This is a genomic window from Citrobacter sp. W9 (genome assembly GCF_026719375.1).
GTDB classification, from domain to species: domain Bacteria; phylum Pseudomonadota; class Gammaproteobacteria; order Enterobacterales; family Enterobacteriaceae; genus Citrobacter; species Citrobacter werkmanii.
In genome coordinates this window covers 16,460-42,234 of sequence record NZ_JAPPTE010000026.1, presented here as the reverse complement: position 1 = coordinate 42,234, position 25,775 = coordinate 16,460, and the positions used below count along the sequence as shown (strand labels likewise).

General features: G+C 52.1%; 23 protein-coding genes and 2 pseudogenes. 24 read left to right on the top strand and 1 reads right to left on the bottom strand.

The annotated features are described in order from the left end of the window. The 9 genes from pilO2 (at position 1) to OOJ59_RS24490 (ending at position 8,136) form a co-directional block, all read left to right on the top strand. A complete protein-coding gene (gene pilO2 / locus OOJ59_RS24530) occupies positions 1-1,305 on the top strand; it encodes a type 4b pilus protein PilO2 (RefSeq protein WP_048227626.1) in 1,305 nt (434 codons plus the stop codon). After that, a complete protein-coding gene (gene pilP / locus OOJ59_RS24525) occupies positions 1,289-1,789 on the top strand; it encodes a type IV pilus biogenesis protein PilP (RefSeq protein ID WP_053069306.1) in 501 nt (166 codons plus the stop codon). Before pilO2 ends, pilP begins: the two co-directional genes overlap by 17 nt. A gap of 2 nt (positions 1,790-1,791) precedes the next feature. Further along, positions 1,792-3,351, top strand: coding sequence for a GspE/PulE family protein (locus OOJ59_RS24520; RefSeq protein ID WP_048227627.1), 1,560 nt, complete (start codon positions 1,792-1,794; stop codon positions 3,349-3,351). Then, positions 3,344-4,438 carry a type II secretion system F family protein gene (locus tag OOJ59_RS24515; RefSeq protein WP_040231337.1) on the top strand — a complete coding sequence of 365 codons (1,095 nt, stop codon included), beginning with the start codon at positions 3,344-3,346 and terminating at the stop codon, positions 4,436-4,438. The genes OOJ59_RS24520 and OOJ59_RS24515 overlap by 8 nt, the downstream gene beginning before the upstream one ends. Positions 4,439-4,451: 13 nt before the next feature. Then, the gene (locus tag OOJ59_RS24510) at positions 4,452-5,066 is read left to right on the top strand and encodes a type 4 pilus major pilin (protein WP_052463753.1); all 615 of its coding nucleotides are present in this window, start codon (positions 4,452-4,454) and stop codon (positions 5,064-5,066) included. A gap of 84 nt (positions 5,067-5,150) precedes the next feature. Further along, positions 5,151-5,633: a lytic transglycosylase domain-containing protein gene (locus OOJ59_RS24505; protein WP_069325157.1), complete on the top strand. Its 483-nt coding sequence runs from the start codon at positions 5,151-5,153 to the stop codon at positions 5,631-5,633. Continuing rightward, the gene (locus OOJ59_RS24500) at positions 5,618-6,292 is read left to right on the top strand and encodes a prepilin peptidase (protein WP_053389052.1); all 675 of its coding nucleotides are present in this window, start codon (positions 5,618-5,620) and stop codon (positions 6,290-6,292) included. The genes OOJ59_RS24505 and OOJ59_RS24500 overlap by 16 nt, the downstream gene beginning before the upstream one ends. Beyond that, positions 6,274-7,575: a shufflon system plasmid conjugative transfer pilus tip adhesin PilV gene (gene pilV, locus OOJ59_RS24495; RefSeq protein WP_376741063.1), complete on the top strand. Its 1,302-nt coding sequence runs from the start codon at positions 6,274-6,276 to the stop codon at positions 7,573-7,575. Before OOJ59_RS24500 ends, pilV begins: the two co-directional genes overlap by 19 nt. A gap of 54 nt (positions 7,576-7,629) precedes the next feature. Then, a complete protein-coding gene (locus OOJ59_RS24490; RefSeq protein ID WP_077223963.1) occupies positions 7,630-8,136 on the top strand; it encodes a sugar O-acetyltransferase in 507 nt (168 codons plus the stop codon). Positions 8,137-9,061: 925 nt separating this feature from the next. On the opposite strand, the pseudogene OOJ59_RS24485 reads toward OOJ59_RS24490, so the two are convergent. Next, positions 9,062-9,448: pseudogene (locus OOJ59_RS24485) on the bottom strand (phage tail protein); the annotation flags it as partial. Positions 9,449-9,723: 275 nt separating this feature from the next. On the opposite strand from OOJ59_RS24485, the gene OOJ59_RS24480 reads away from it, so the two are divergent. From OOJ59_RS24480 to traQ, 15 genes and pseudogenes are all read left to right on the top strand, one after another. After that, complete coding sequence (locus tag OOJ59_RS24480; protein WP_370450876.1) at positions 9,724-10,887, top strand: site-specific integrase; 1,164 nt, start codon at positions 9,724-9,726, stop codon at positions 10,885-10,887. A gap of 19 nt (positions 10,888-10,906) precedes the next feature. Further along, positions 10,907-11,383: a hypothetical protein gene (locus OOJ59_RS24475; protein WP_145996426.1), complete on the top strand. Its 477-nt coding sequence runs from the start codon at positions 10,907-10,909 to the stop codon at positions 11,381-11,383. A 145-nt stretch (positions 11,384-11,528) separates the two neighbouring features. After that, positions 11,529-12,365 (top strand): hypothetical protein, encoded by an 837-nt coding sequence (locus OOJ59_RS24470; RefSeq protein WP_048227630.1) that lies wholly within the window; start codon positions 11,529-11,531, stop codon positions 12,363-12,365. A 102-nt stretch (positions 12,366-12,467) separates the two neighbouring features. Further along, a complete protein-coding gene (locus OOJ59_RS24465; RefSeq protein ID WP_099530103.1) occupies positions 12,468-13,676 on the top strand; it encodes a conjugal transfer protein TraF in 1,209 nt (402 codons plus the stop codon). A gap of 132 nt (positions 13,677-13,808) precedes the next feature. Continuing rightward, positions 13,809-14,282, top strand: coding sequence for a DotD/TraH family lipoprotein (locus tag OOJ59_RS24460; RefSeq protein WP_048227632.1), 474 nt, complete (start codon positions 13,809-13,811; stop codon positions 14,280-14,282). Beyond that, a complete protein-coding gene (locus tag OOJ59_RS24455) occupies positions 14,279-15,085 on the top strand; it encodes a type IV secretory system conjugative DNA transfer family protein (RefSeq protein ID WP_048227633.1) in 807 nt (268 codons plus the stop codon). Before OOJ59_RS24460 ends, OOJ59_RS24455 begins: the two co-directional genes overlap by 4 nt. An 11-nt stretch (positions 15,086-15,096) precedes the next feature. Beyond that, positions 15,097-16,257 (top strand): plasmid transfer ATPase TraJ, encoded by a 1,161-nt coding sequence (traJ, locus tag OOJ59_RS24450; RefSeq protein ID WP_048227634.1) that lies wholly within the window; start codon positions 15,097-15,099, stop codon positions 16,255-16,257. Beyond that, a complete protein-coding gene (locus OOJ59_RS24445; protein ID WP_048227635.1) occupies positions 16,254-16,541 on the top strand; it encodes a hypothetical protein in 288 nt (95 codons plus the stop codon). Before traJ ends, OOJ59_RS24445 begins: the two co-directional genes overlap by 4 nt. 71 nt (positions 16,542-16,612) lie before the next feature. Then, a pseudogene (locus OOJ59_RS24440) lies at positions 16,613-19,828 on the top strand (LPD7 domain-containing protein); the annotation flags it as partial. A 1,301-nt stretch (positions 19,829-21,129) separates the two neighbouring features. Continuing rightward, positions 21,130-21,480, top strand: a complete 351-nt coding sequence (locus OOJ59_RS24435; RefSeq protein WP_048227636.1) for a hypothetical protein — start codon at positions 21,130-21,132, stop codon at positions 21,478-21,480. Between the two features lie 5 nt (positions 21,481-21,485). Further along, positions 21,486-22,187, top strand: coding sequence for a DotI/IcmL/TraM family protein (locus OOJ59_RS24430; RefSeq protein WP_048227637.1), 702 nt, complete (start codon positions 21,486-21,488; stop codon positions 22,185-22,187). A gap of 10 nt (positions 22,188-22,197) precedes the next feature. Next, a complete protein-coding gene (locus OOJ59_RS24425; RefSeq protein ID WP_048227638.1) occupies positions 22,198-23,181 on the top strand; it encodes a DotH/IcmK family type IV secretion protein in 984 nt (327 codons plus the stop codon). Then, positions 23,181-24,497: a conjugal transfer protein TraO gene (gene traO, locus OOJ59_RS24420; RefSeq protein WP_099530109.1), complete on the top strand. Its 1,317-nt coding sequence runs from the start codon at positions 23,181-23,183 to the stop codon at positions 24,495-24,497. Before OOJ59_RS24425 ends, traO begins: the two co-directional genes overlap by 1 nt. Next, positions 24,478-25,251 (top strand): conjugal transfer protein TraP, encoded by a 774-nt coding sequence (gene traP / locus OOJ59_RS24415; protein ID WP_129719564.1) that lies wholly within the window; start codon positions 24,478-24,480, stop codon positions 25,249-25,251. Before traO ends, traP begins: the two co-directional genes overlap by 20 nt. Then, the gene (gene traQ / locus OOJ59_RS24410) at positions 25,251-25,775 is read left to right on the top strand and encodes a conjugal transfer protein TraQ (protein WP_048227641.1); all 525 of its coding nucleotides are present in this window, start codon (positions 25,251-25,253) and stop codon (positions 25,773-25,775) included. The genes traP and traQ overlap by 1 nt, the downstream gene beginning before the upstream one ends.

Sequence of the window (25,775 nt, the reverse complement as noted above, 5' to 3'; positions counted from 1 at the left end):
ATGAATGATGAGGCTTACCTGTTTACAATCCGGGATGGAAAATCTCGCAGCCGTTACTGGCTGGCGGGAATGGACTGGGCACCAAAGGAAAGGCAGAAATTCCGGCTACCGTCATTTCAACTGAGAAAAGCACGGCCCGCCAGTACAGCAGGTATCGGTGTTAATGCTTCCAGTGAACGAATAAATGGACGGGACAGGCAGCAACAGGTAGTTGGGGGCGGCCGATTGCCAGCCCGTCATCGCCGGCATCAGCTTTACTCACTGGCGCTCGCTTTTTGTGCCAGTACACGAAACGGATATGGTATTTACCGACTGAATAGTACTGATTTCGTGTTTCTGGCCAGCATCAATGGTTTGCCTGCCGTCACCGCCGATAAAACGGGGGGCGCAGACAAAATGCAAACGCTGCTGACACTGTTCCTGAGCATGAATGAACCGCCGTCAGAAGGATGGAAGTGTCTGGCCACAGTGGACACCCCGCTTGAAGCCAACAGTCTCTTTACCGGACTCTCTGCGCGTAGACGACAGCAATGCCGTGTACATGTTGATGGACTGCAAAGACAACGCTGGTTTTTAGCCAGCGCGATATTGCTGATGGGTACATTTGGCATTACCTGGTGGCAGGCTGCCACACCACCAGAGGAGCCGACGCTCACCGCCGAGGAAATCCAGGCCAGGGCCCGCGCGATGTTTGCCACCCAGGTAAAACCTCAATCTCTGCCTCACCCCTGGGCACACGAAGTCACGGCTACGGATCTTCTCAACGATTGTCAGAGACGGACCGATCCGGCGAAGTATGTTCTGGAAAGCTGGAAGCTGACATCCGGAACCTGTTCACCTGATGGGATAACACTTCTGTACCAGATTATGCCGGGCGGTACAGTAGAGGGATTCCTGGCCCGCGCCCGGGAAGTTTTCGGTGTCACACCTGTATTCAATCTGAAAGAGGGGGGGCGGGAAGCCAGGGTTACACTGGCTCCCCCTGACAGCCCACTCAAAGATGAAGCCGTGCCGAGCAGCTCAACGCAGTTCATCCGTATCCTCTCCTGGTTCCAGCGACAGCAGGTCATGCTCAACATCACTGATGTAGCTGCACCTCCAGTCCTGCCAGGGGCGAACGGAGAGCCGCCTCCCGTGCAGGACTGGCAGGAATACGTGTTTAGTTTCTCCGCTCCCCTCCCCTCCATCATGTTATTCGACGGTCTGGATGAAACTGGTATCCGACTAACCCGAATCTCTTTCGAGCTGAATGGCAGTGCGTTCAGCTATACCACTGAAGGTAAAATTTATGCGTCAGCAAAGTAACTTTCTGCGACAGGCGACACTCTGGCTCCTGCTGCCAGTATTCAGTCCATTACCTGTTCAGGCCTCTCAGTCAACTAACCAGCAGGTATCACAACCAGCCGAAGTGACAAAAGGTCAGCTTGAGCAACTGCATATCCGAAACATCATCCTCCAGGCAGAAGTGCAGGGGGCGCAACTTCAGCGCCAGCTGGAGGAAAACCAAGCCGGTGCCGGTACCGTCGCCCCTTCCCTTCCTGGAGCTATCGTCGGTGAGACTTCACTGCCCGGCCAACCTGCACGCACAGTTCCCGCAAATAATCGTCCTGTCGTGCTGGAAATCAACGGTCGCGACCAAAAACTCCGCGCCACACTACAACTACCATCAGGACAGTCACTGGTTGTATCGCCGGGGAGCCGTATTCCTGGTCTGGAGAGCACTGTCAGGAGTATTACGCTTGCCGGTGTCACACTCAGCGATGGCACTCTGCTTGCTTTCGGAGACTAACCATGAACGCTATTACTGCAGAATCCCTCCTGCTGTTTGATGACGGAGAAAAGAAAGAAATCCTTATCGACACCAACCAGCGAGGCGACCCAGGTGTACAGGCCGCGCTGATGGATTTAATGAATAAGCATCCAGGGATCAAACATCGTTTTGTTACTCTCTCGGACTTACGTGAGGCGAAAAAAAACCAGGCTGCTCAACCTCAGGCCAGCGATAAGGCTGGTTTGACGCTGGCAGATCTGGGTGGCGACAGCAGCCACAGTGAGCAACGGATCCTGAACTATTTCTCAGTGGCCAGAAAGCTCGGCTCCTCAGATATTCACTTCCTGATTTCAGACTCGCTCTTCCAGGTCAAAATGCGGGTTCACGGCTATTTACATGTGGTGGATGAACGTCAGAGAGAGGAAGGAATGTCCCTCTGTGCCACCTGTATTCTCTCTATGTCGGATGTGTCAGAAACCAGTTTCTACCCACACCGTGAGCAGGATGCACGACTCTCTCCAGCCATGATGCGGAAAATAGGCCTGTTTGGTGCCCGCTACAGCCACCGTCCAACTGGCGATGGTCTGATTGCGGTAATGCGCCTTATCCCGGATGACGGCAATAACGTACCTGACTTTCTACAACTGGGGTATTTGCCCGAACAAATCAAGCTACTGATACGCATGATTGACCGCCCTGAAGGGAAAATCATTCTCTCGGGACCTACCGGTTCTGGTAAGTCCACTACGCTGCGTACCGCCTGTCGGGTATACCTCGATACCAACCCCGGGCAACACCTTCTGACCATTGAAGATCCGCTTGAGGGACAGGTCGTGGGTGCTGTTCAGACCCCGATCATCTGCGACAAATCTGATGAAGAAGCAGTACATATCGCCTGGGGAAAAGCCATCTCGTCAGCTTTGCGACTGGACCCTGACTCAATCATGATGCAGGAAATGCGCGACCTTATCTCGATGCTGGCCACCATTTATGCCGCCCAGACCGGACACCTGGTGATGACTACGCTACACACAAACTCTGCACTCGGTATCCCGGAACGCATGGTTACGCTCGGCATTAACGAAAATCTGCTGTGTGATGCCCAGTTATTGATTGGACTTATCAGCCAGCGCCTGGTGCCCACGCTATGTCCTGAATGTCGTATATCCTGGCAGGATAAGGTCGCCAGCCTGACTCTCGAGGAAAAGGACTGGCTGGAGAAATACTGCAACATTGAAGGTATCTGTTCGACCGATAAGCTCTATTTCCACAACCCAGAGGGATGTGAAGCATGTACACAAGTGGTGGAGATAAACGGTCAGGTTCGCGGTAAAGTCGGTCAGGGGATCAGGGGGCGTACCGTCATTGCCGAGGTTATCGAGACCAATAACCGTCTTTTTAAGCTGCTGAAAACAGACGGCAAAGTCGCGGCGCGCCAATACTGGATAAATCACATGCAGGGGATCAGCCGTGTCCGGCACGTCCTGCATAAAATCAACGAAGGACTGGTCGACCCGCTGATGGCCAACCGTATCATTCCGCTCGATGAAGATGAACGTCTGGAGGTGGATGATGCGTGAAATGCACGTCCTGAAACGACTCCGATATACCCTGGTTCGCAAGACGTTCAGCGGTCGATACCGTGTTCAGTTCTATGATGCCCTGCGATTTCTGATTGAAAACCAGCAACAACTTAAGCCTTCACTGGAGAAAATGCGCAATGCTTGGACAAACTTCGGCCAGAACTGGCATCCCTACGTTGAGCTGACGGATGACTGTGTTGATGCCTTAAGGGAAAACAGCGGGGAAAAAACGCTGGAGCGTACGCTCTCCCGATGGCTACCGGCCGCAGAAGCGTCCGTCATAAGCGCAGGCATACGCAGTGAGTCACTACCACGCGCGCTAAGATACGCCTGTGCTCTGACCAGCGCCGGTAAGCGTATTCGTGCTGCAGTATGGCAGATGGCCATCTATCCGATCGGCTTTGCCATCATGATGGCCAGCACCATTTATGTGCTGAATACTGAGTTACTTCCCACGTTGACAGAAATCAGCCCGCCAGAGAACTGGACCGGTGCACTCGGCTTTCTTTATGGTATCTCGCTGTATTTCAGTGAATATGGCGTAATAACTGCCATCGCTACTATCGCATCAACTATCTGGACTATCTGGTCACTCCCCCGCTGGCACCGCCCCGACAAACTTCGCCGTGCATTCGACGGTCTGATGCCATGGTCGGTTTATAAGGATATTCAGGGTGCAACTTTCCTGTTGAACATCGGTGCACTACTGCAGTCCGGTGTCAAAACTAAAGACGCGCTGGAGATTCTGCAGGAAACGGCATCCCCCTGGCTTGCTGTGCGTATCGAAGCAATTACCGAACACGTTCGTGAAGGTAAACATTTCGGGCTGGCCCTGAAAGATTGCGGTTATGACTTTCCGTCGCAGGAAGCTGCCAACTTTCTCTCCCTTCTACAGGGGGACGGCGATGATGAAATCATAATTAACTACGGCCAGCGCTGGCTTGAACAAACTCTGGAGCGAGTAGCAAAACGTGCAGTCGTTATCCGCGGTCTCATGTTCCTGGCAATGATCCTGATGCTTTTGCTTCTGGTCCTTGTCGTTATGGATATCAATGCCCTTAACAGCTCGTCGGGCGCTTTTTAAACGAGGAAAAATCATGCAATTTAATTCCGAATCAACTTCTCAGACATACAAACCGGTTAAGACAGTGTTGCACCATCGAGGCTGGGGGTTTCTGGAACAGGGGAGTATTGCCCTGATCGTCCTGGTCGTCATCGGCCTTGTGCTGGCGGGATACTTCGCCCTCAAAAATAACGTCAACGTGGGTAAGGAATCATCGAATATTCAATCTCTCATCACCAGTACACAAAACCTGCTGAAAGGGGGAGATGGTTACACATTCACTTCCGGAGCCAAAATGATGGGCGCGCTTATCCAGATGAAAGTCCAGCCTAAAAGTATGACTGTACGGGGTACAGCCTCTTCAGGGACTGCCACACTTTACAATGGATGGGGTGGTGCAGTGACACTGTCACCTGTAACCGTGTCTGGATTCTCAAACGGATTCTCATTGACCTACGAAATGGTTCCTCAGGATGCCTGCGTCTCGCTCGCCACACAGCTCAGCCGAGCCAAAATTGCTGATGCCATTACCGTCAACTCCACGGCACACAGTGATGGAATCGTGACAACCGAAGAAGCCAGCGCACAATGCACAGCTGACAATGGGAGTACCGGTACTAACAAGCTGATCTTCACGCTTAACAGCTAAGGAGACGATATGCGGAGGGAACGCATTCTCTCCTGCTACCTGGCAATGATGCTGCTCATTTTTTCCCTTTCCCCAGGTCCATTGATGGCCAGTTCGAACTCCCCTCCTGATACGTTTGATGCCTGCTTTAATAGTGCCGGTGCCCGATACCAGATAGAGCCACTGCTGCTTAAGGCAATGGCCAAAGGGGAGTCCTGGCTCCGACCATGGGTCACAAACACTAACAGGGATAAAAAGGGCAATCCGGTCAGCACGGACTATGGGTTGATGCAGATAAATTCAACCCATGTGCCAAAGCTCATCCGAATGGGCATCATCCAGAGTGCAGAAGACCTGCTGAAACGACCCTGTCTGAATATTCAGATCGGGGCGTGGATACTGGCCAGCCACTTTCAGGTATGTGGTGTGACATGGAATTGCCTCGGGTCTTACAACGCTGGATTTCGTAAGGACAGGCACGAAACTCGCGAACAGTATGCCAACCGTATCTGGGGGTTCTATCTGGAACTGAAAGGCCTTCGAGTCTGTCGGCAGGAGAAAGGAAAGCGAATATGCGAACCATCATAGTCACCAGCCTGGCAACAGCATGGAGCCTGCCGTTACTGCTGGGTTTTGCGCTAATTGGCAGATGCCTGATGTGGAGAGTACTCGACTTTCTGGAAGATACCACTGCTCATAGTAAGGAGCGGAACTCGCTTCTAACTGCTGGGATTTGGCTTTTCGCCACGTTCAGTATGATCGCTGCCCTGTCACCGACTCCAATTGCCGATCGGGCTGCTGCCATCATGATGATGGGCTTCCTGCTTCAGTCCGGTATCACCGACGCAGTCAGTGGATATTTGCCACGTACTTTCACAGCACGTCTGTTACTTGGAGGACTTATTTGGGGAGTAACAAAAGACGTTTCGATTGCAGGTGTATATACGCAATTGGTGGAAATCGCTGTGGTGGGCGGCCTGATGACGTTGCTGAGTATCCTGATAAACCGGGGCGATCAGCGTCTTGGTCGGGGAGATTTATGGCTGATAACAGGTCTGACGGCCTGGATGGGGGGGAAAGATGCAGCACTGGCCACTCTGTTTGGTGCTGCAGCCTTTATGCTCTGGCTGCTAACCTGGCATTTGTCCGGAAAAAAAGAGGGGCCCCTTGGCCCCTGGTTGTGTCTTAGCGGGAGTCTCTTCCAGTTATCCAATCTGTATCAACCTGTATGGATATCAATCTTATGAAAAAGCACGATCGTGGCTGGGCGAATCTTGATGTTGCTCTGGCGCTCATAGTTGTGATGGCAATGACCGTCTTTGGACTCACTAAATACAAAGACTGGCAGCAGGAGAAAAACTGGCAGGTTGAAGCCTCCCATATCAGTACATACGCAGCTGCTGCACGGGGATACGTCGGTCGTAACTACGCCACTTTGTTAAGCGCAACCAGTACCACCGCGCCGACAGTGATAACTACGGCCATGCTTAAAAACACGGGTTTCCTGCCGTCCGGTTTCACCGAAACAAACAGTCAGGGTCAGCGTTTGAACACTTATCTGGTCAGGAATGGGCAAAACACGGAGTTACTACAGGGCATGGTAGTATCCAGCGGTGGCAGTGTATACCCGGACAAGGCATTGAGGCTGATATCAAGGGATATCAAAACCGGTTTCGGGGGCTACATTGATGATGGTAAAACCGCCACAGGTGCCCTGCGTTCTTGGAAAATCCTGCTGAGCAGTTACGGTGCCACCTCTGGTAATGGACATATTGCAGTACTCCTCTCAACAGATGAGCTGTCTGGTGCGCAGGAGGACAACGACAGGCTGTACCGTTTTCAGGTAAATGGGCGTCCCGATCTGAATAAAATGCACACTGCTATCGACATGGGTGGTAACAACCTGAACAGTGTCGGCACCATTAATGGCCAGACTGGAACATTTAGCGGAAACGTCAGTGGGTCAAACGGTATTTTTACCAGTAATGTCAGCGGTGCAAACGGTAGTTTCACCCAAAACATTACAGCCGGAGCACAGGTAAAAGGAGCAACGGTCCGTGCCGACAGCGACATTAGCGCCGGACGCAATATTACGGCAACTAACGAGGTTTCTGGTGCCACAGTCAAAGCAACAGGCAACTTGTCAGCAGGTGGGGTTTTGCAGTTGGATCGGATCAATGTTGCAGGCATCGCTTGTTACCCGAATGGGCAGATAAGCCGCGATGCCAATGGCGGCGTACTTTCCTGTCAATCCGGTGCGTGGACGTCCAGCGGCAAGGTATCAGCATTTGAAATGATTCAAGGAAATGATGCTTGTGGCAAATACGTCTACTCAAAAGCCTACTGTCCTGCCGGAAAACAATTGATTTCGGGTGGCTGGGTTCTCTCAAACTGGACAGGTGGTAACGGGTGGAACGCCCCAGATTCCTCAATGCCATCACCATCAGATAATGCCTGGCAACTTGTTACTGGAGGTGGTGTTACGGGTGGAACGTGTATGCGCGCAATAGCGTGGTGTGCTAAAAATTAACTGAATGATAAACTTGGATAAATCCTCAAGCACAAGCAAAGGAAGCCGCTAATAATGCTTACGTATCTCTTCAGTACATTAAGAAACAGGTTGAAAGTACCGACTGCCAGAAACCTCTTCAACACAACAAATCTTCGAAGAAAATCACGCAACAAGTTGCTCAAAAAATCAGGGGTTGTCATAACTGGCGAAAGCGCAGTAACCCCCCCATTTTTTTATGAATATGGTCGCATAACGATCGGTCAAGGTGTCTACATCAACACTGGATGTGTCTTCCTCGATCATGCGTCAATTTCGATAGGCGACAATACCCTGATTGGACCGAATGTCACACTGACGACAGCCAGCCATGAAACTTCGCCTGAATTGAGATGTAGTGGCGTTACTCAGGCTCCAATCAGTATTGGCCATAAGGTATGGCTAGGAGCAGGCGTCGTCGTTTTACCGGGCGTTACAATTGGCAATAACAGCGTTATAGCGGCAAACAGCGTAGTACGTTCGGATGTACCAGAAAATACGTTGTACGCAGGTTCTCCTGCTGTTTTTAAACGCAACATATGATATGGGTTACTGGAAACGAAACACATTAAAACTGCCGTAATCGCACCCATAAGCCATCATTCCATTTGATGTAATCGAGAACGATTGGCCATCAGGAACATCAAATGAAAAACTTCCAGATTTCTGCCACTGAGAGTTACCATCGATTGAGTGTGCAACAGTAAGGCCGCCAACTGTAGCTGTCAGTGAAAACGTATTGGCACAGTTATCTGAGTTACCAAAGTTGATTTTTTTGGGGGGGGGATTGCCTCCCCAGGCATATATTTTAAACTGCTTTCCAGTTGTGTTGCTGCTACTAAAAAAGCCTTTAAACGCTCCGAGAGAGGTGTAAATACCATCAGATGGAGAGGGGGAACGCCAGGCACCGGATTGACAGTTAGAAACAGTTGATCATAACAGCACCGCCTAATGTATTAGTTTGCCAGAGGTACTTACCTTCACCATCCGGCCCGGCTACTGGGTAGATCTGCGATCCACCACCTTGTCCGTAATGCCCTAAAGCACAATATCTGGCCCATGTAATATTGTTGACACCAACTGGAGAAGCGACAGAAAAAAAACCGATTTTCAAACCACTATTCCACACGCCGGATTGACAGTCACACTGACTCTGTTGAGTTCATGTTTATGAGCAGCTAATTATGAAGCTGCATTTCCCTGTTAAATCCGTTCGGTTAGTGCCTGGGTGAAAGACATATTCATCATAGTAGCCGCATGTAACCACTCGGTTTGCATCTACGGCAGCAACTTGACCGGCGAAGTAATTTGGTTTCCATCCATGTGGATTTTCGCTATTGCTGACACTCCAGGTGCATTGGTTTTGGCTAAAACCTGTGGGCAGCGGAATCTGTTGCCCGTTGCCGATTAAACCCGTTAAAACTGTACTCCCTATGTTCCTGCGCCAGACACCGGATTGACAGTTTCCTCAACCGGCTTTGACTATGTAGTTAAACGCAACGTTCTTAGGGCGTACTTCACTACCATTTGAGTAGTAATGATCCATACCGTTATGATGGCCTTCGAGCCTACCACCAGTATTAAGGATCATATTACTTTGGTCTTTTTGGTAACTGAGAATAGCTCGTCCATTGTCGAGGCCGCGCCCATTATCCCAACCACGTATAAATGTGCCGCGTAGATCGGGTAATACACATCCAGGATAAACAATAGCCAGTTTAGGGTTAGAACCGCATGAAAAGCTCTGCCCTGCCATTAAAAAGAAACCTGGTGGGGGTGTTGTGGAAGGCCACGGAATAGGGCTACCAACAGGGTAGCTGTCAGATCCGCCCCACACGCCGGATTGACAGATTAATTAATTCAGTCTGACTGCAAAACATCTAACGTTATCTATAGTGCAAGTTTGGTTATCTTCTGTACAAGCATCAGATCCAGTGGCGACCCAACCTTGTGCCGTTAACCCGCTCGAATTCAAGGAAGTCTGGCAAATATCGCCGTAGTTATTCCCTGAATTTACTGACCATGTGTAACGCTGTATTTTTTTTTCCCCAGAATTAGCCCAGGCACCGGATTGACAGAATTATTGCATTTTTCTCTTAAGGCTTTATTTTCTTCACCTTTTTAGGAGTAATGATGTCTTCCGTTGCGCGTATTAGAAAAATGCCCCTCAGTCGTGGCCTCGATAAATATTACGAATCAGTATCTGTTCATAAAAAGGGCCACCTTCAGGAGTTTTACCGAACCAACGTCATTAAGCGCCACCCACTGGCCAGCAGGAATATGGACGAAATCACCACGGTTGATATTGCCGCCTACCGTGATGAAAGACTGACCCAGCGCAACCCCAGGACGGGGAACCCTATCACCGGTAATACAGTAAGACTTGAGCTGGCGCTATTGTCATCACTTTTCGGTATTGCACGTGTGGAATGGGGAACCTGCCGTAGCAATCCGGTCGAATTAGTGCGTAAACCAAAAGTATCAAAAGGTCGTGATCGCCGCCTGACATCCACTGAAGAGCGCAGACTGTCCCGGTATTTCCGCGAGCGAAACTTAATGCTGTATATAATCTTTCATCTCGCGCTGGAGACGGCCATGCGTCAGGGTGAAATCCTTAACCTGAAATGGGAATATATTGACCTGCAGCATGGTGTCGCACACCTGCCAGACACCAAGAATGGGTCATCGCGTGACGTCCCCCTCTCACGTAAGGCACGCAATCTGCTTCAGATGATGCCGGCCCTGCTCAAAGGTAAAGTATTTTCATATACGTCATCCGGTTTCAAAAGCGCCTGGCGGCTCGCCCTCAAGGCCCTCACTATCGAAAATCTGCATTTTCATGATCTTCGGCACGAGGCCATCAGTCGCTTTTTCGAGCTCGGTACATTGAACGTTATGGAGGTCGCTGCCATTTCGGGTCATCGGTCGATGAATATGCTTAAACGCTACACCCATTTGAGAGCTTACCAACTAGTCAGCAAGCTGGACGCGCGACGGCGCCAGACTCAAAAGATTGCCCCCTACTTCGTACCTTATCCCGCACTGGTAGAACAGGATTGCGGAAGTACTGGTGACATAAGAGTGATGATATGCGACTTCGAAAACTTGATGGTGTCGGCGCCGACCCGCGAACTTGCCCTGACCCGCGCCAGCGAACTGCTACTACGCACTCTGGCACTTGCTGCCCAGCGCGGCGAACGAGTCCCTGCACCAGGGGAACTCCCTATCAAGACAAATGACCACATCATGATTTGTCCGCTTAACCCCGACCAGGCTCTCTCGGCCCGGGCGTAACCTTTATCCTGGAGGGACTGTGTATCTGATTATCCTTTCAGCAGTACCGCTGACATTACTGCTGTATTGCCCGGTAATGACAGTCGTTAGTGCCGTGACGCCCTGGACAGGGTTTCGCACGGCCTCGGTTCGTCATCGAAAGAAGCATTACACTACCCTGCACCTTTCGACATTTGACCGGGTTGGTCATCTTAATCTTCATCGTGCAGCGCGCTTTCACCGTAGTTTTCTTGCCACGTTGCAACTGGCGTTACAAAGGGACAGCGCCCCCGTGTACTTCACATCCCATTTGATGCGCCCGGCACACATGAAAAGCATGACCCTCCTGATGGGAAAAATGGACGATACACACCGCTGGCGCTGGACCACAGTATCGATTCCTCCTGCCGTCAGGAACGGGATACGGCTACAAACACTGGTACAGGAATGGCGCTGGATTACCGTACCGGAAACCGGCGTGCTTGTGCTCATTCGACCGCGCCGGAGAACGAGTTAAAACGACAATACACAAACGCAATTAAAACGCACACGCAAACGCAGTCGATCTACAAGATCGAATTAACTCGTTATACATGCGCGTCACGATTAATTATTCTTTAACTCACTGAACCGCAAGATGTAATTTTACTTAAGGGGGCCACGTGGCAAACAGTCTTACCGCAATTTTCACCTCGCTTCTGGCGCTCCCCGACCTTGATCGGAACAGGATTGCAGAACTGCTTCAACGCAATGAAAAGAAGCCTATGCAGACCACGTCACTCCGAATGAGGCCCGGCACCCGCCAGCTGATTGATGAGTTATCCGGCAAGATTGGGATATCTCAATCGGAGCTACTGAATCTGGTTATAGAAGGTTCTCTGCGAGATATTTTCCTGCCGTTCAGCAATACCGCGCTTAGTATCATCGATCGCTTTGAGGTGCTAATGCAGGCACATGAGCTTGACCCGACTGATATCGCAGAGTTGCTTTCGTCATGGAATGTTCGGGTGAGCGTACTGCAGGACAGGGAACGAACGATGGACTATCTGTCCACTCCGCTCCTGCAGGCGCTCGCTCAGTGGTTTTTCGTTTCACCGGACTGGTTGTTAGGCAGGAATGTTCCAACGGTCGACACCACCCTGGCTCGACATCAATGGCCACAAACGGAAGATGCCTTACGGAAGATAATAATTCCTTCAGATGAGAATAATAATGACAGCGTTATTTTCTGGACAACCGAACATACAGGTGAGGATGAATATCAGGAACAAACCGGCATATTAATTAAGAAGAAAATTTCTTCATCACTGCTGACATATTTCCCGGTGTTATCCATTATTCCGCTCGTTCTGAATAAAGAGCAAAAATACTGGAAAGAACGCCTCCTCATGGAACATGCCGCAACAGGCACTCTGCGCACCGTCACGGTCAGCAAGGGACTATCCACAGCGCTTGAACAAGGAATAACGCTACCTGCACTTATATTCAAACAGCTTTAAACCACGCAGAAATATTGAATTAAAAAAGAAAAAGAAATTTTTGATGCTGCCGCATCAAGACCTTCTTTTGCTCAAAATCCAGACTTGATTACAGGAAATTTAATGATGAAAAAGACTTACATTGCAAAAACACTGATTTCTTCCGCCATCATGATGGCTTTTCATGCAGGTGCAGCAACCTCCTACATGGAAGCCCGCAGCGATGCCATGGGGGGCACCGGCGTGGCCTCTGCACACTACGGCACTGCTGCCTTATCCAACCCGGCACTCCTGACGAAGTTTGGCGCGAATGATGACTTCAGTCTGGTGCTGCCGTCCGTGGGTGTCCAGGTGGCAGACCCCGATAAGGCCATAGATACTGCCGATGACGTGAAAGATCTGTGGAACAATTTTGACAATGCTGTCGACAGCCAAAGCGGTGTTAGCGAAAGCGCTGCCGCGTTACGCAATAAGCTGGAAGATTTGAAAGATGTGAAGGCAAACGGGCAGGTCGGGGCATCTGTTATTGCCACCACCCCGAATAAAGTACTCCCATTTGCTGTTGTCGTGAAATCCTGGGGCACCGTTTCCGTAAATGGCACGGTCAGCGACCACGATCTGCAGTATCTCGACAAAATCGCAAGCGGGGCCATACCGGCGGATGCGGTAGACAAAGATGCACTAACGTCCCGAGCCTATGGTCGGGCGGCCGTCATCACCGACGTAGGTGTGGCTATGGCGCATGAATTTGAAACGGCAGGACACAGCTGGTCACTAGGCATTACACCCAAGTATCAGCGAATCGATCTTTTCAATTACAGCGCAACGGTAAACGACTTCGACAAAAATGACGTGAACTCAGACGATTACCACAACACCAAAACCGGATTTAACGCCGACATCGGTCTGGCCACAAACCTCGGAGATAACTGGATGCTAGGTCTGGCGGTACAGAACATCATTGCCCGCAGTGTTGACACTAAAGAAGTGAACGGCGAGAAAGAAACGTTCAAAGTGAAACCTCAAGCCACTGCTGGCGTCGCCTGGAGCAACAACGTCCTGACTACCGCACTCGATGTGGATCTGACCGAAGCCAGCCGTTTTGAGCGAGATGACAAACGCCAGTTCGCCAGTGTAGGGGCTGAGTTGAACGCCTGGAGCTGGATGCAGGTTCGTGCTGGTTATCGCCAGAACATGGTCTCCAGCGAGGGTAACGCCTTCACCGCAGGTCTGGGCTTCTCACCGTTTGATGTAGTACACCTGGACCTTACCGGTATAGCCGGAACTGATCGTACCTACGGCGCGGTTGCGCAGTTGCAGTTCACGTTCTGATAATCATAGGGAAGCCCGCAATGGGCTTCCTCTGCCGTTTACTTCCGATCAATATCTCAACCGTCTGCAAAACTCCGTATCCCTGAATCTTCTGGCTTTAACCTCAGTCGCCCTCCCGGCAAGGTAACTACTATGAACTACTTAATTCTTCCCGGCGTGCTGGCTATCTCTCTTCTTGCCGGCTGCCAGCCCTGGATTCCGCCATCGACGCCTCCAGCTTCTGTTTCTCCTGACCGCTACGGCGCAGCATCATCCGTCGCCGTTGCCCGTCACACGCAATATCAGATGTGGAATAACGGTCTTTGGTCCGGTTCGAAAATTGTACCATCGTCCATGGAAATCATACGTACCAACAGTGCTGACGTTTCCTTCGACTGGGAAGGTGATGCTGTGGAGTTGCTGGCTGAACTGGCGCGTGCACGCGGCCTGCAGTTCAACTACAGCGGCGTGCGTCTGCCCTTACCCGTAACGCTACACGTTCGGGGTATGACGTTCAGCAACGTGCTGCGCGTGATTGAAGCGCAGACAGCATGGCGAGCTACCCTGAATCAGTATCCAGGACTGCTGCAGCTCAATTTCATGCAACCGGAGACAAGTAAGAAATGAAATATTTTCTCTTATTACTTTTCCCTGCGCTGCTCCTGACCGGTTGTGCCACCGAGCGTCCTGCGCCAACAACTGATGCGAGTGTTCCTCCACCGGATATGCAGGCCTGGCTCAATCCGGAGCGACAAAGACCAGACAGTATTTCCGAAACTCGCTGGCAGATGCTTACTGATGCCGGCAGAACACTGGGATTTCGGGGGGGTAAATCTCAGCGTGCGTGGGAGTTGACCCAGGCGCTAAATGCCCGCGAGTCCACCCTCAATGCCCTTTACGATTTCCGGCCGCTTATCAGCCCTGAGGGCTGGCTGCCGCCGGTTATCGATGAAGCGCAGGACGTTGCACACATCACTCCTAATCAAATCCGCACCGCCTCAAAGGTTTGGACCATTATCCGACCGGAGAGATTTGTCAGTAACCCGCCCAGTTGGCGCAGTTGGTTACTTCGCGGGCTGGCCACCACGGCAACCCCGGGCACAGAAGGACTGGTCGTGCCGGAAGACAGCTCTCAGAGAAAGGTATGGGAAGACGCGCTGAAAAAAGGCTGGCAGGAAGGTCGCGCAAATGCCGACCTGACCCTTGAAGCCAGTATGAATCAGCTCACCCGTGATTATCGGGGCATGATGCTTTACTCCCTGCTCTGGCGTCGGGGCATGATTTCCCGACCGGAAGTTACCGAACAACAACAGACTGTAACCGGCAGTGGCCAGAAACTCGTTACTGGCGATCGCGTACGCCGACTCAAATCACATGCGTCGTTTGAACTCCAGAAGTCCCGCTGGCGCCCGTCTGTTACCATTCAGTAAGGAGTTTTCTAGTGAACACATCTCTTATCCCAGATAAGTTCGGGATTTTTCCATTCAGTGGAGCCTTCACCGCCGACGAGTTCAGGGCATTTTTTGCCTGGTGCTCAGCACAGGCTGTAAGTGACGTGGACCTGGTCGGTGGCTCTCCAGTTTCTGTTAGTCGTTATGGTCGGCGTGAGAGAGTCTCCGACACCGTACTGCCGAATACCATGCTCGGCAATATGCTTGATGACCTGCTGGGACCAGAAGTGCGCCCTAGAGTGCAGGGAGGTAAACCGTCGGACAGAGCCATCCAGATCGACGGAGACATGCACGGGCGTCATGGCCTGAAGCGGGGTGAACGCGTGCGACTGCGCGCACACATTATTCAGGGAACCTCTGCCCGGGAAGAAAAGGCATTATCCGTCACTCTGCGCGTTATCCCACATATCATTCCCGACTTTCTGAAGATGGGTATAGAGCCTGTACTGGCAGCCTCCATGTTGCCAAAAACAGGGCTGGGTCTCATCTGCGGCGAAACAGGTTCCGGAAAATCAACGCTTCAGGCGGCGTTGTATCGACACTGTCAGAACACTCAACCTGACCGCAAGATAGTGACCTACGAAGATCCGGTTGAGTACATTCTTGGCCGTCCCGATGACCTTCTGCCACCACATCAGGCTCAGGTAGGCCGTGACGTGGCAAGTTTTGCCGATGGGCTTCGCTCCGCCATGCGCCGTAACCCGGAGGTCATCGGTATCGGGGAGATCCGCGATACTGAAACAGCAGAAGCCGCTGTTCAGGCCGGGGAAAGCGGGCACATGACTATCGGGACTCTGCACTCTAAGTCGCCAGGTGAAACCCTGAACCGATTACTTGGTTTGTTCCCGCCTCAAATTCGAGATGCGCGTGCGTGGGAGCTGCTTGGTATGTTGCGTTTCATCGCAGTCCAGGTACTTGTCAAAACGACTGACGGCAAACGTCGTGCCCTTCGGGAATACATCGTATTCGACGATGACTTACGCGATGCGCTTCAGAATATTCCTTCAGAAAAGTGGCCGGCGCACATCGACACCATTCTAAGGATGGAAAAGCGGCGTATTGTCGATCAAGTGCGGGAAGGTTTCGTAACAGGGGACATAGACAGAGATGAAGCAGCGCTCTATCTGTCAGGTAAGGAACTCACGCAATGAAACGAGAAGGATTCTGGCGTTATGCCACTCCGCCGGTCAGCTTTTTTGGTATTCCGCTGCCGTTCCTGCTGCTGTATCTGATCTGGTTTCGCTGGCCATCCATGAACACGCTGTATATCTGTTCCGCCATTCTGGGATTCTTTGTTGCACTGAATTTCTTTGGCTGGAGTGTACGTGCCATCTGCCTGCGCGTGATTAGTACCTTCAGGGGAAAGATTGCCTCCGGTCGCCCCTGGTGGTACCGACACTTCATCGAAACGCCGCGAGACTGGACCGGTCTCTGAGCCCAGTCTGACACGCCAGTTCTCCACAGCGCTTACGCGCTTCCCCCTCTATATCTTCCAGGATTGTGACCATGCAAAAAAGTCACCGTATATGGCTTGCCGTACCTCACGAAGAGAAGGACGACGCCATCAATGCCCATCCGCGTTTGGATAATGGCCAGAAAGCACTTGAATGGGACAATGAACACCGGCTCTGGTATGCCCGACCAGGTGCCGACCTGAACAAGTTCGAACGATGGATGCCCCGACCACACGAACTGTCGATGAATGCAGAAGACCCGGTAACAGAGTTTGCACAAAAACTCGAAGAAGCAGGGCTGATGGTTAAAGGGCTGCCCGTGATGGATGGCAGCCTTCAGCGTGTACCGACGAAACAGGACAGGAAGGGTTCCAAAAGCGGAGCTTACAAAGCATACCTGGACGGGCGCCCTGCCGGATGGTATCGCGATTATCGCAGCGCCGACGCTAAACCAACGCAGTGGGTGTTTTCAGGTGGTGGCGAGATGGACCCGCTTGCGCGCCTACATCTCCGTGCTCATGCCCAGCAAACCCGTGAAGACAATGCACGTGCTCTTGAGCTGCAGTATAACCGTCAGGCGGAATATGCAGCCCGATACGTTGACCGGTACCCGCAGGCTACAACAAACACCTATCTGACCCGCAAGGGAGTAGAGGCCGCTCCGGGTATAAGAATCAACGAAAAACAAGAGCTTGTTATCCCCTTCAGCAACGCGCATGGCGACATTCGTTCTTACCAGCGTATTCCACTTACCGGTGGGAAAGACGCCCGGATCCTTAAAGACAGTGAGAAAACAGGTAACTGGTTTGCTCTCGGGACCCCGCAGAACGGCAAGCCGCTGTTGTTTGCTGAAGGATATGCCACAGCAGCCTCCATACATGAGGCATCAGGCCTGCCGGTACTGATGACTATTGATGCGGGAAACATGATTGCCGTTGGTCAGAACGCCCGTGCCGTCTGGCCAGACAGTCAATTTATCTTCTGCGCTGACAACGACCATCAATTAAAAAACCCGCAGACTGGTGAGCCAGAGAATAAGGGCATCCTAAGTGCCACCAAGGCCGCCGAACTGACGAACGGAGAGGTAATAGCACCAGCATTTACACCGACGGAGCTTGAACAAAACCTTACTGACTTCAACGATTTAATCCTCAGCAGAGGAAAAGACCTCGCCAGGCATCTCATCAATGTTCAGCTTCACGCTATGGGGATAGAAACCCCATTCAACACAAACTCACAAACCCGTAACGCCTTTGTAGAGGGCGGTCTCGTCTTCACCCCTGTTCAGGAAACTGCTATGGATAATCATGAATCTCCGGATATCGCACATATATCCGATAATGACATCGCCCGTGAACATACCGTCAGTGAGTTGGCCGAGGCCACTGCAGCAGAAAAACCAGCGACGGAGGCACCAGTGCAGCCTCCAGAAAACCAGGCGTCACATAAAGCCGGGCGTGAAACGATAACTTTGTTTCATGGTTCACCTGCAGCCTTCAGTGCCATTGATTCTGAAAAAATAGGATTAGGTCAAAACCTCGTGGGGAGAGGTTTTTATACTGATACGTCTGTTTTAGGCGTGCACTATGTAATGGAGGAAATAAATCATAAGGACTATCACGTATATGAATTAGAGATCCCTTCTGAGTCTGTTGTTTTAGACCGTTGGGATAATTCCACATTAACAGAAGAACTGCGGGCACGAATCAGAGAAGCTGGAAATTCGGGGCATCAGCAACTCAATGAAAACGAGAGCATTTCTCGCTCCGAGCTTGGAAATAAACTCGCTGACAGCAAGGCGATAGATGACACCTTTCTTAACTTCGCCAGCAGCCCTCAGGGGATGAGCATTCTGAAAGAAGCAGGAATTGATGCATTAAAAGACAATAGTTATGTCGCTATTATCAATACGGATTTAATTGATAATATTCGTTTGCGCTCAGCAGGTGGAAATATAAAAGCAGAAATGACGCAATATATAGACAAGGCATTAAGTAACGTTGCTCAGGATGCATCAAGATTGTCAAATATATTGCAAAAGGAACAGAATCTTTCAATACATTATGAAGCCATCCGTTCTGAACTAATAAATCTTACAGTGGCTCAAAACCGGCCCGAAGAAGCTGAAAGGTTGACAGCTCTACTTACACATACATTCGTTAAAACTATTGATAGTCCCCCTGATAGAAAAACAAATATTACCCCCTTAAACCGACTATATGCGGAGGCAATAAGAAGCCTTGACCTGAATCACGATGATAGCGCTGCGCAACTGGGTCGCATTATTGATAGTGCTGTTGTAAACATAAACCCTGACCAGAAATTCGTTGCTGAACCCAATAAACCAGAGCCGGCAATTCCTGCCAACGAACAGAATCCCGCGCCGACTGAGCCGGAACAACCTCAACCTGCAGATGTACGCGATGAGCCATCCCCCATGCCCCCAATAGAATCTGACGTTTTAATTCCTGATACGCAGAGCAACCCGGATGGGACGCTCGTGACATCTCCCGATGATATCGGTCAGAGTAGCCAGAGCGTCGCCGAAGCAGGATCGTATGCACCGTTACCTGACCTGGATGATTATGCAGACATACGCGCGCAAATGGACGACCCACAGTTTGGTGAATGGATGCACAGTCAGTCTGACGACTTACCCCATAAGCCTGCACAGGAACAATTTACAGCCCAGGAACTGCAGGAAACGGATGAACAGGCTGTAAAACCTGAGGCTGCATTGCATGATAAAAACGCTGAGCCCACGGCGCCGGTCTCGTCTGAATTACCAATCCCTCCACAGTCCCCCGGAGCACCATTAACCGGGAAAAAACAGGAACAGGCACAGACAGCCAACGCAGATGCAGACATGCCAGAACTGAATCCAAACCCGACGAAAACTGCAGAGAATGAGGTGAATGAAGCGGATGGGCTTGTCTATGGGCCGCGAAGACCGGAACCGCTGCAGCGGGAAGATCTGGATAAAATCATCAAAGCCTTGTCAACAGAAGAGCAGCGCGACAACACGGTGCTCTACCGCCTCGACGGAGAAGATGCCTTTCGCGATCTCGGCAACCGCCTCGAAATGTGTAACGGTGCAAGTCAGGACAAACGAAGGGTACTCGCCGCGCTGGCGGTTGCATCCCGCTTTTACGGCGGCGTGGTGGAGCTAACCGGCAGTATGGAGTTTAAAGAGCAGGCTATGCGGCTCATTATCGAAAATGACCTCGATATCCGCATGAAGTTGCCTGCACAGCGCGCTCAACTTGAGGCACTTCGGCAACAGATGGGGACGACCAGTGATTCAATCACAACGCATATACCTACGCCAGATCTGAATCGGCAGACACCATCACCTGATGCCGCACCACCACAGTCATCGGCAACAGCCGCACCCGAAGCTGCTTCCTCTAACGCGCCAGACACACCAACACCCCCTGCATCACCGAACCCGGTATCACAGGCACAAGAACCCGGCGCGCCTCAGCCGGCGTTTTCATCCTCTACTGAGGCTATTACTGAGGCTGTCGCGTCAAAGGCTGCCGACAGTATCCGGGTCCCGGAAATGCCCGCTGAACCAGCGCCCTCCGCACTGAAGCCAGGGCAAAGCATCACGGCGGTATTGAAAAACTTTGGCGAGGCGACCTACGAAAATAAAGAGAAAAAGGGTGGGAGCTTCTTTATCGAGCTACAGAACCGTGGAGGGAGTCATACCTACTGGGGACAGGATTTAAGAAAACTTATCGAAAACCACAAAACCGGTGATGTGGTTACACTGACGCTTAACTCCCGTGACAGCTGGCATGTACCAGGAGAGGAAAATGAACGCGTAAAGAATAACTGGTCATTGACATCCGCCTCGACGGGCCTTGCCGTGGCACACGATCGGCCAGAGCAGGGGCAACCCCTGCAAGTTTTTCCGGTCGATACGTTTGGCCGTCTCACTCAGCAAATCCGTCAGGCCTGGCCCGAGTACACCACAGACCTGAAGTTGCCACCTCGCCTGGAAGAACGTCAGTTTTATCTGGGTGAAGACAGGCACCCGGTGAAGTCACCGGTAGCTGCAGCAAGCATTTTGCCACCATCCACAGACGCCCCAGACAGGTTGATACCCGTTATGGCCTCCATGGACACACAGTCAAACCAGTTAGACCTGCTGCTTGTACAGTCAGCGGGGGAACACCTACAGGGTATGGTGCGACTGGATGGCACACTGTATCCGGCACTTGCCACACCAACTACCGACAATAGTCAGTTGGTTATCAATGCCATCACCGACGACGGCCCCCGCTTTGCGGGTTACGGGCAGGCGGTGAATTTCGAACCCGACGGCACCACCCGTGCCGCTCCCCAGCTGATGAAGTTCCACCTGAAAGGTCGGGAAGAAGATACACCACTTCCTGCCCGACTCTACACACCGGAAAAACAGGCAGACACCCTGTTCCAGCGTCTGGGTTTTGAACAGACCTGGAAACAATGGGATGACGCACGAAAGCCGGAGGGCAGACAGGAAAAGGCGCTTCATCAGGAACACTCCCACAGCCCCGGCCGCTAAGCCGATAAGGAGAGAGAATGCGATATCACATGCTTAAAGCCGGACTCCTGTCCGGCTTCATGCTTTTTTCTACCACCGCTACGGCGGCGACCTGCCGAGCAGGAAGTGCCGCTGAAGCGGGTAGTCAGGCTGGTTATGAGCGAGCCAGGGCGGCCGCAACAGCCTGGGAACAGCGCGAAAGCAATGTCTCATCCTCCCTGCAGTCCTGTCTGTCCCGTATCAAGAGCGTCAAAGTGAGCCTGCCGCAATTCCCCGGGCTCGATGACATCATTTCTCAACTGGAAAATAAGGTCTGCGAAGCTGCCCTTGATAAGGTCAACGAACAGATTCCAGACAACATCGATCCCTGGAAAAACTTCAACTCCTGAAACCTATGACAAAACTGACTCAACCGGCCCCCCCTGCAAAGGGGCGGGCCACCTCCCCTGCGGAGGATCCGCTGAACGACGCCGTGAAAATGATGATCACGGCAGAAAAACGCCAGAAAATGGCACCGGAGCTTATGAAAAGTAATCTCCGACTGGGGACTGGCCTGCTTATCAGCATAATCCTCAACGCCGGTTTAACCTGGGCTCTGATACAACAGCCACGAGATTACTTTGCCACCGACAGCGGACGCCTGGTTCGCCTGGCTCCCACATCCGAACCGGCATGGAGCCAGGACGATGCAATCGCCTTTGGCAGCAAGGCGCTGATGCGGGCCTTTAACCTGGACTTCGTTCACTATCGTGAGCAGGTATCTTCTACGGCCTCGCTATTCTCTGAAGAAGGGCACGCCAGTTACATCCAGGCGCTCACTAACTCCAATATCTATGATGCCCTGAAGCGTGAACGTATGAACCTTACCGGCTCCGTTGGGGCTGGTGTCGTCATCCGGCGTGGACGCTTGTCTGATGGAACCTGGTTCTGGACTATGCAATATCCGGTACGTCTGCGTCTGGTTGGTCAGACAACCAGCAAGCCCGAACAACCTTTTGTTTTCGAAATCACCATCCAGCGCGTAGATCCACGACAGAAACCTGTCGGGATGGAAATCCGCCAGATGATCTCACGCAACGCCCCCCGCAACCTCTGAGGCTCCCGCCATGAAACTTCGTTATCTCATGACCGCGCTACTGCTGTGTGGTCCGGCTCTCGCAGTCGCTGCTGACAATACTGGCTGGCAGAACGCCAGGACACCTGGCGCAACAAGTGCAGCTCCAGCCCAGCAAGGTGCTGAACCACATACAACGGACGTACCCGCAACCCGGATTAGTGGGGAGTTACCGGCACCAGGACAAAGCTCACCGCTGGTAGACGAAGCGGCAAGCATGGACTCGCCTCTGTCAGCGGATGAGATACGCGAACTGCGTCTGCGACTGACAGACAACGAGCGGTCGGTAAATGCTCCAATGATAAGCGTGGTTCCGCGCATCAGTTCGTTAACCCTTAATCTTTCACCAGGAGCCAGTATCCCGTTGGTACGTACGGCCATGAACAACCAGAGCGTCGTTACCCTGACAGACATCAGTGGTGCGCCGTGGCCACAGTCGGATCCGCCAATTAATGCCAGTCCGAAAAATTTTGATGTGAAGTTCAATGCTGGTAGCAACATGCTGACTATCACCCCACTGCGTCCGTGGGCGGCAGGGAACATATCCGTCTATCTTAAAGGACTCGATGTACCGGTCATGATTAACGTGACAAGTGGTGAGACAGACACCCGTACAGCCAGCCAGGAGATCGACAGCCGACTGGATTTACGCGTCCCACGCCTGGGTCCCGGCACCATGGCCCCAGGCGCGCCAGTCGATAAAATCGCACTCCATAGTGCCACTTTGCAGGCCTTTCTGGATGGCACTCCACCAGAAGATGCCCACCGCCTCAAATTCCAGGGCAACGTTCCTGACACTGTTATATGGCAAAGCGGTGATGATCTGATGGTCCGTTCCCGGGCAATGCTTCGCGATGAGTTTGAACAGACACTCTCTTCAGCGGACGGCACACATCTCTGGAAACTCCCCCTCACCCCGTTACTGACCTTCTCAGTGAACGGGAAATCCGTTCACGTCACGCCGGAGCTTCAGTAATGAGCGCAGAACAGGATGCCGGAAATAACGGCAAAAAACTTATTTCAATAATCGGATTTGGAGCCCTGGTTTTACTAACTGCCGGTTACTGGTTAGTGTCATGGCTGGCACATGACCCTTCAGGAAAGGATTCTGCCGTCAATCTTAACGGCACTGCCTCAAGTGCCGTAACCACCACAACAGAAAGCCCGCGATACCGTGAGCTACTGAAAGCCTCAAACGACTTAGGTGCGCAAGAAGCCGCACGGACTGATTCATCTTTTATCGCCAGCCTCCCGGTAGGCCTTGAAGTCACGGACCCCCCGCCTGATAAGCCGCCGGTAACAAAGCCGGCATCACAAGATCCGCCATCTCCACAGTCGGGAAAATCGTCACGACGCACGGAAAACACGGCAGGAGAAGAGCAGGCAAACGAGAAGCGCCAGGCTCAACTCCAGAAACTGCTCACGAGAATCAGTGCCGCGCAGGCGGGCGGTGACGCACCGGTTCTGGCCACTGCACTGGCCAGCGTTACGCGGACTTCACCAGAGTCTGGTGCTGGCCGCCAGGCAGAATCCACAGCTAAAACAGAAAGCGCACAGGTCTTCATCCCTGCACTCACTCGTGCGTCCGGTTATATGGAGACTGCCGTGGATTCGGATAACCCCAACTCAGAGGTGGTTGCGGTCATACCTGCAGGGCCGCTGGCTGGCGCCAGACTCCATAGCCCTTCAGTAAAACTTGCCGGAAATGGACTCGATATCAAATTCACCAGTATGAGCTGGAAAGGAATGGAACTGAACGTAAAAGCAAGCGCACAGAGCGAGAAAAACCTGATGTCTTCAATAGCTTCCGATGTCAACCATCGATGGGGGACACACATCGTTCTACCAGCTGTATTAGGTGGTCTTGGAGATCTGGGGGGGCTGTACAAGGATGCTAATACTCAAGTCATGCAGTCCAGCGTCGGAACAGTCACCGGACGCGTAGGGAAACCTGACGGCAGCACAGTAGCTGGCGTAATGGTCGGTGGCACAGCACAGACAGGTGCGGAAGTCATCAAACAGGAGATGGCCCGCGAGCCGTTCCGCCAGGTAACAGTTAAGCAGAAAGAGGTTATCTCCATTCTCTTCGTTGAATCAGTAACTTCAGACGACATTATCAGTAATAAGAAGGCCGCACTCTCCGCTGCCAGTACATCAGCACCAACACCTGTTGCAGCAGAGCAGCAAACTGAATCCCGCCTGCAGGAAGCTATAGCGCGCCGCCAGGCTGAAATCCGTCGTCAATATGGCGACACCGTACCCGTGAGGAACAATGATGAATCAGCAAATTGACATACCTGAAGAAGATACGCTGGAAAACGAGGATGATTTTGGCGCGCCAGACCCCCGTCAGAAACCACCTTTATGGAAACGGGAGCTGCTGTTTGGCTATTCTCTACCGTGGCTTCTCGGGATAACTCTTCTGGCAGTGGCCAGCCTCTGGTATCTGTTCGGTCCGTCACTGTCATTTACAAATAACACACCGTCTGAAAGCAGCTTCAGTGAGGTTGAAAGTACGCTCGACGGTGCACCGCAAAATGCAGTTGAGACTATCCAGCACACGAGGGCTTCGATCCCCGTAGCGCAGCCAGCGACACAAATTGCACCTCCGATGCTCCAGGGCGATACGGCGAGCATGATGACGGATATTCGTGACGAGCTGAACGACCGTGATCGAAAGATAAATGACTCTATGACGTCACTGAAAGACAGCGTCACCCGTCTGTCTGATGCTATCAAGAGGGATGAGGCATACGCGGTAGAAACGCGTGCCCAGCTTAATGACCTGATACAAAAGCTGGCAGTACTGGAAGCCCGGGCAAGCGTCACTGATACCTCAAAACCCGCTTCCAGGTCCCAAAAACGGCAGGTAGCCAGTGCTATTTCAGGCATGAAAATCATGTCACTGGAGTCGGGAATGGCCTGGATTAAATGGCAGGGCAGTACCTGGTCCGTCCGGGAGGGGGATACGCTGGGTAAAGTCACTATTCGTCAGATTGATCCCGCCACACGCTCTGTGGTGACAACAGGAGGAACCCTGCGCTAATGGCACTGGATGCCATTACGCTAATAGAGAACCTGGCTTCGGGCATCTTCACCGCTGGACTGGATTTACTGTTCAGTTGGTCTGAGATGATTGGTTTTTTTGGCCTCATCGCCCTACTGGTCCGGCAACGTTCCAGTCGTGGTCCCTTATCCCCGGGCAGGTTCGCTATTGGCCTTTTTTCCTGCGCCGCACTGGTATCCCTTCCCTCCATAATTAATGCCAGTGGTGCTCAGCTTGGTTTTGGCGCTACATCCTTTGATGCAATCGCTTATGTGCAGCCCGCCACCTACGGCGTTGCTGCAGGGGCCGCTAACGCCGTGCTTTCCCTGGTTCGGCTCGCAGGTGTGGGATTTGTCTATGCAGCACTAGATATGTTTCGACGTTCAGAACTTGAAGGGCATACCGCGCTCAGTTCAAGCGAAAGCATTCGTGCCGCGACCGTAAAACTGATGGCCGGAACCGCGATGGTCTTTTCACCTCAGCTCATCGATGCCGCGCTCGCCACCTTCGGACTCGCTTTTTAA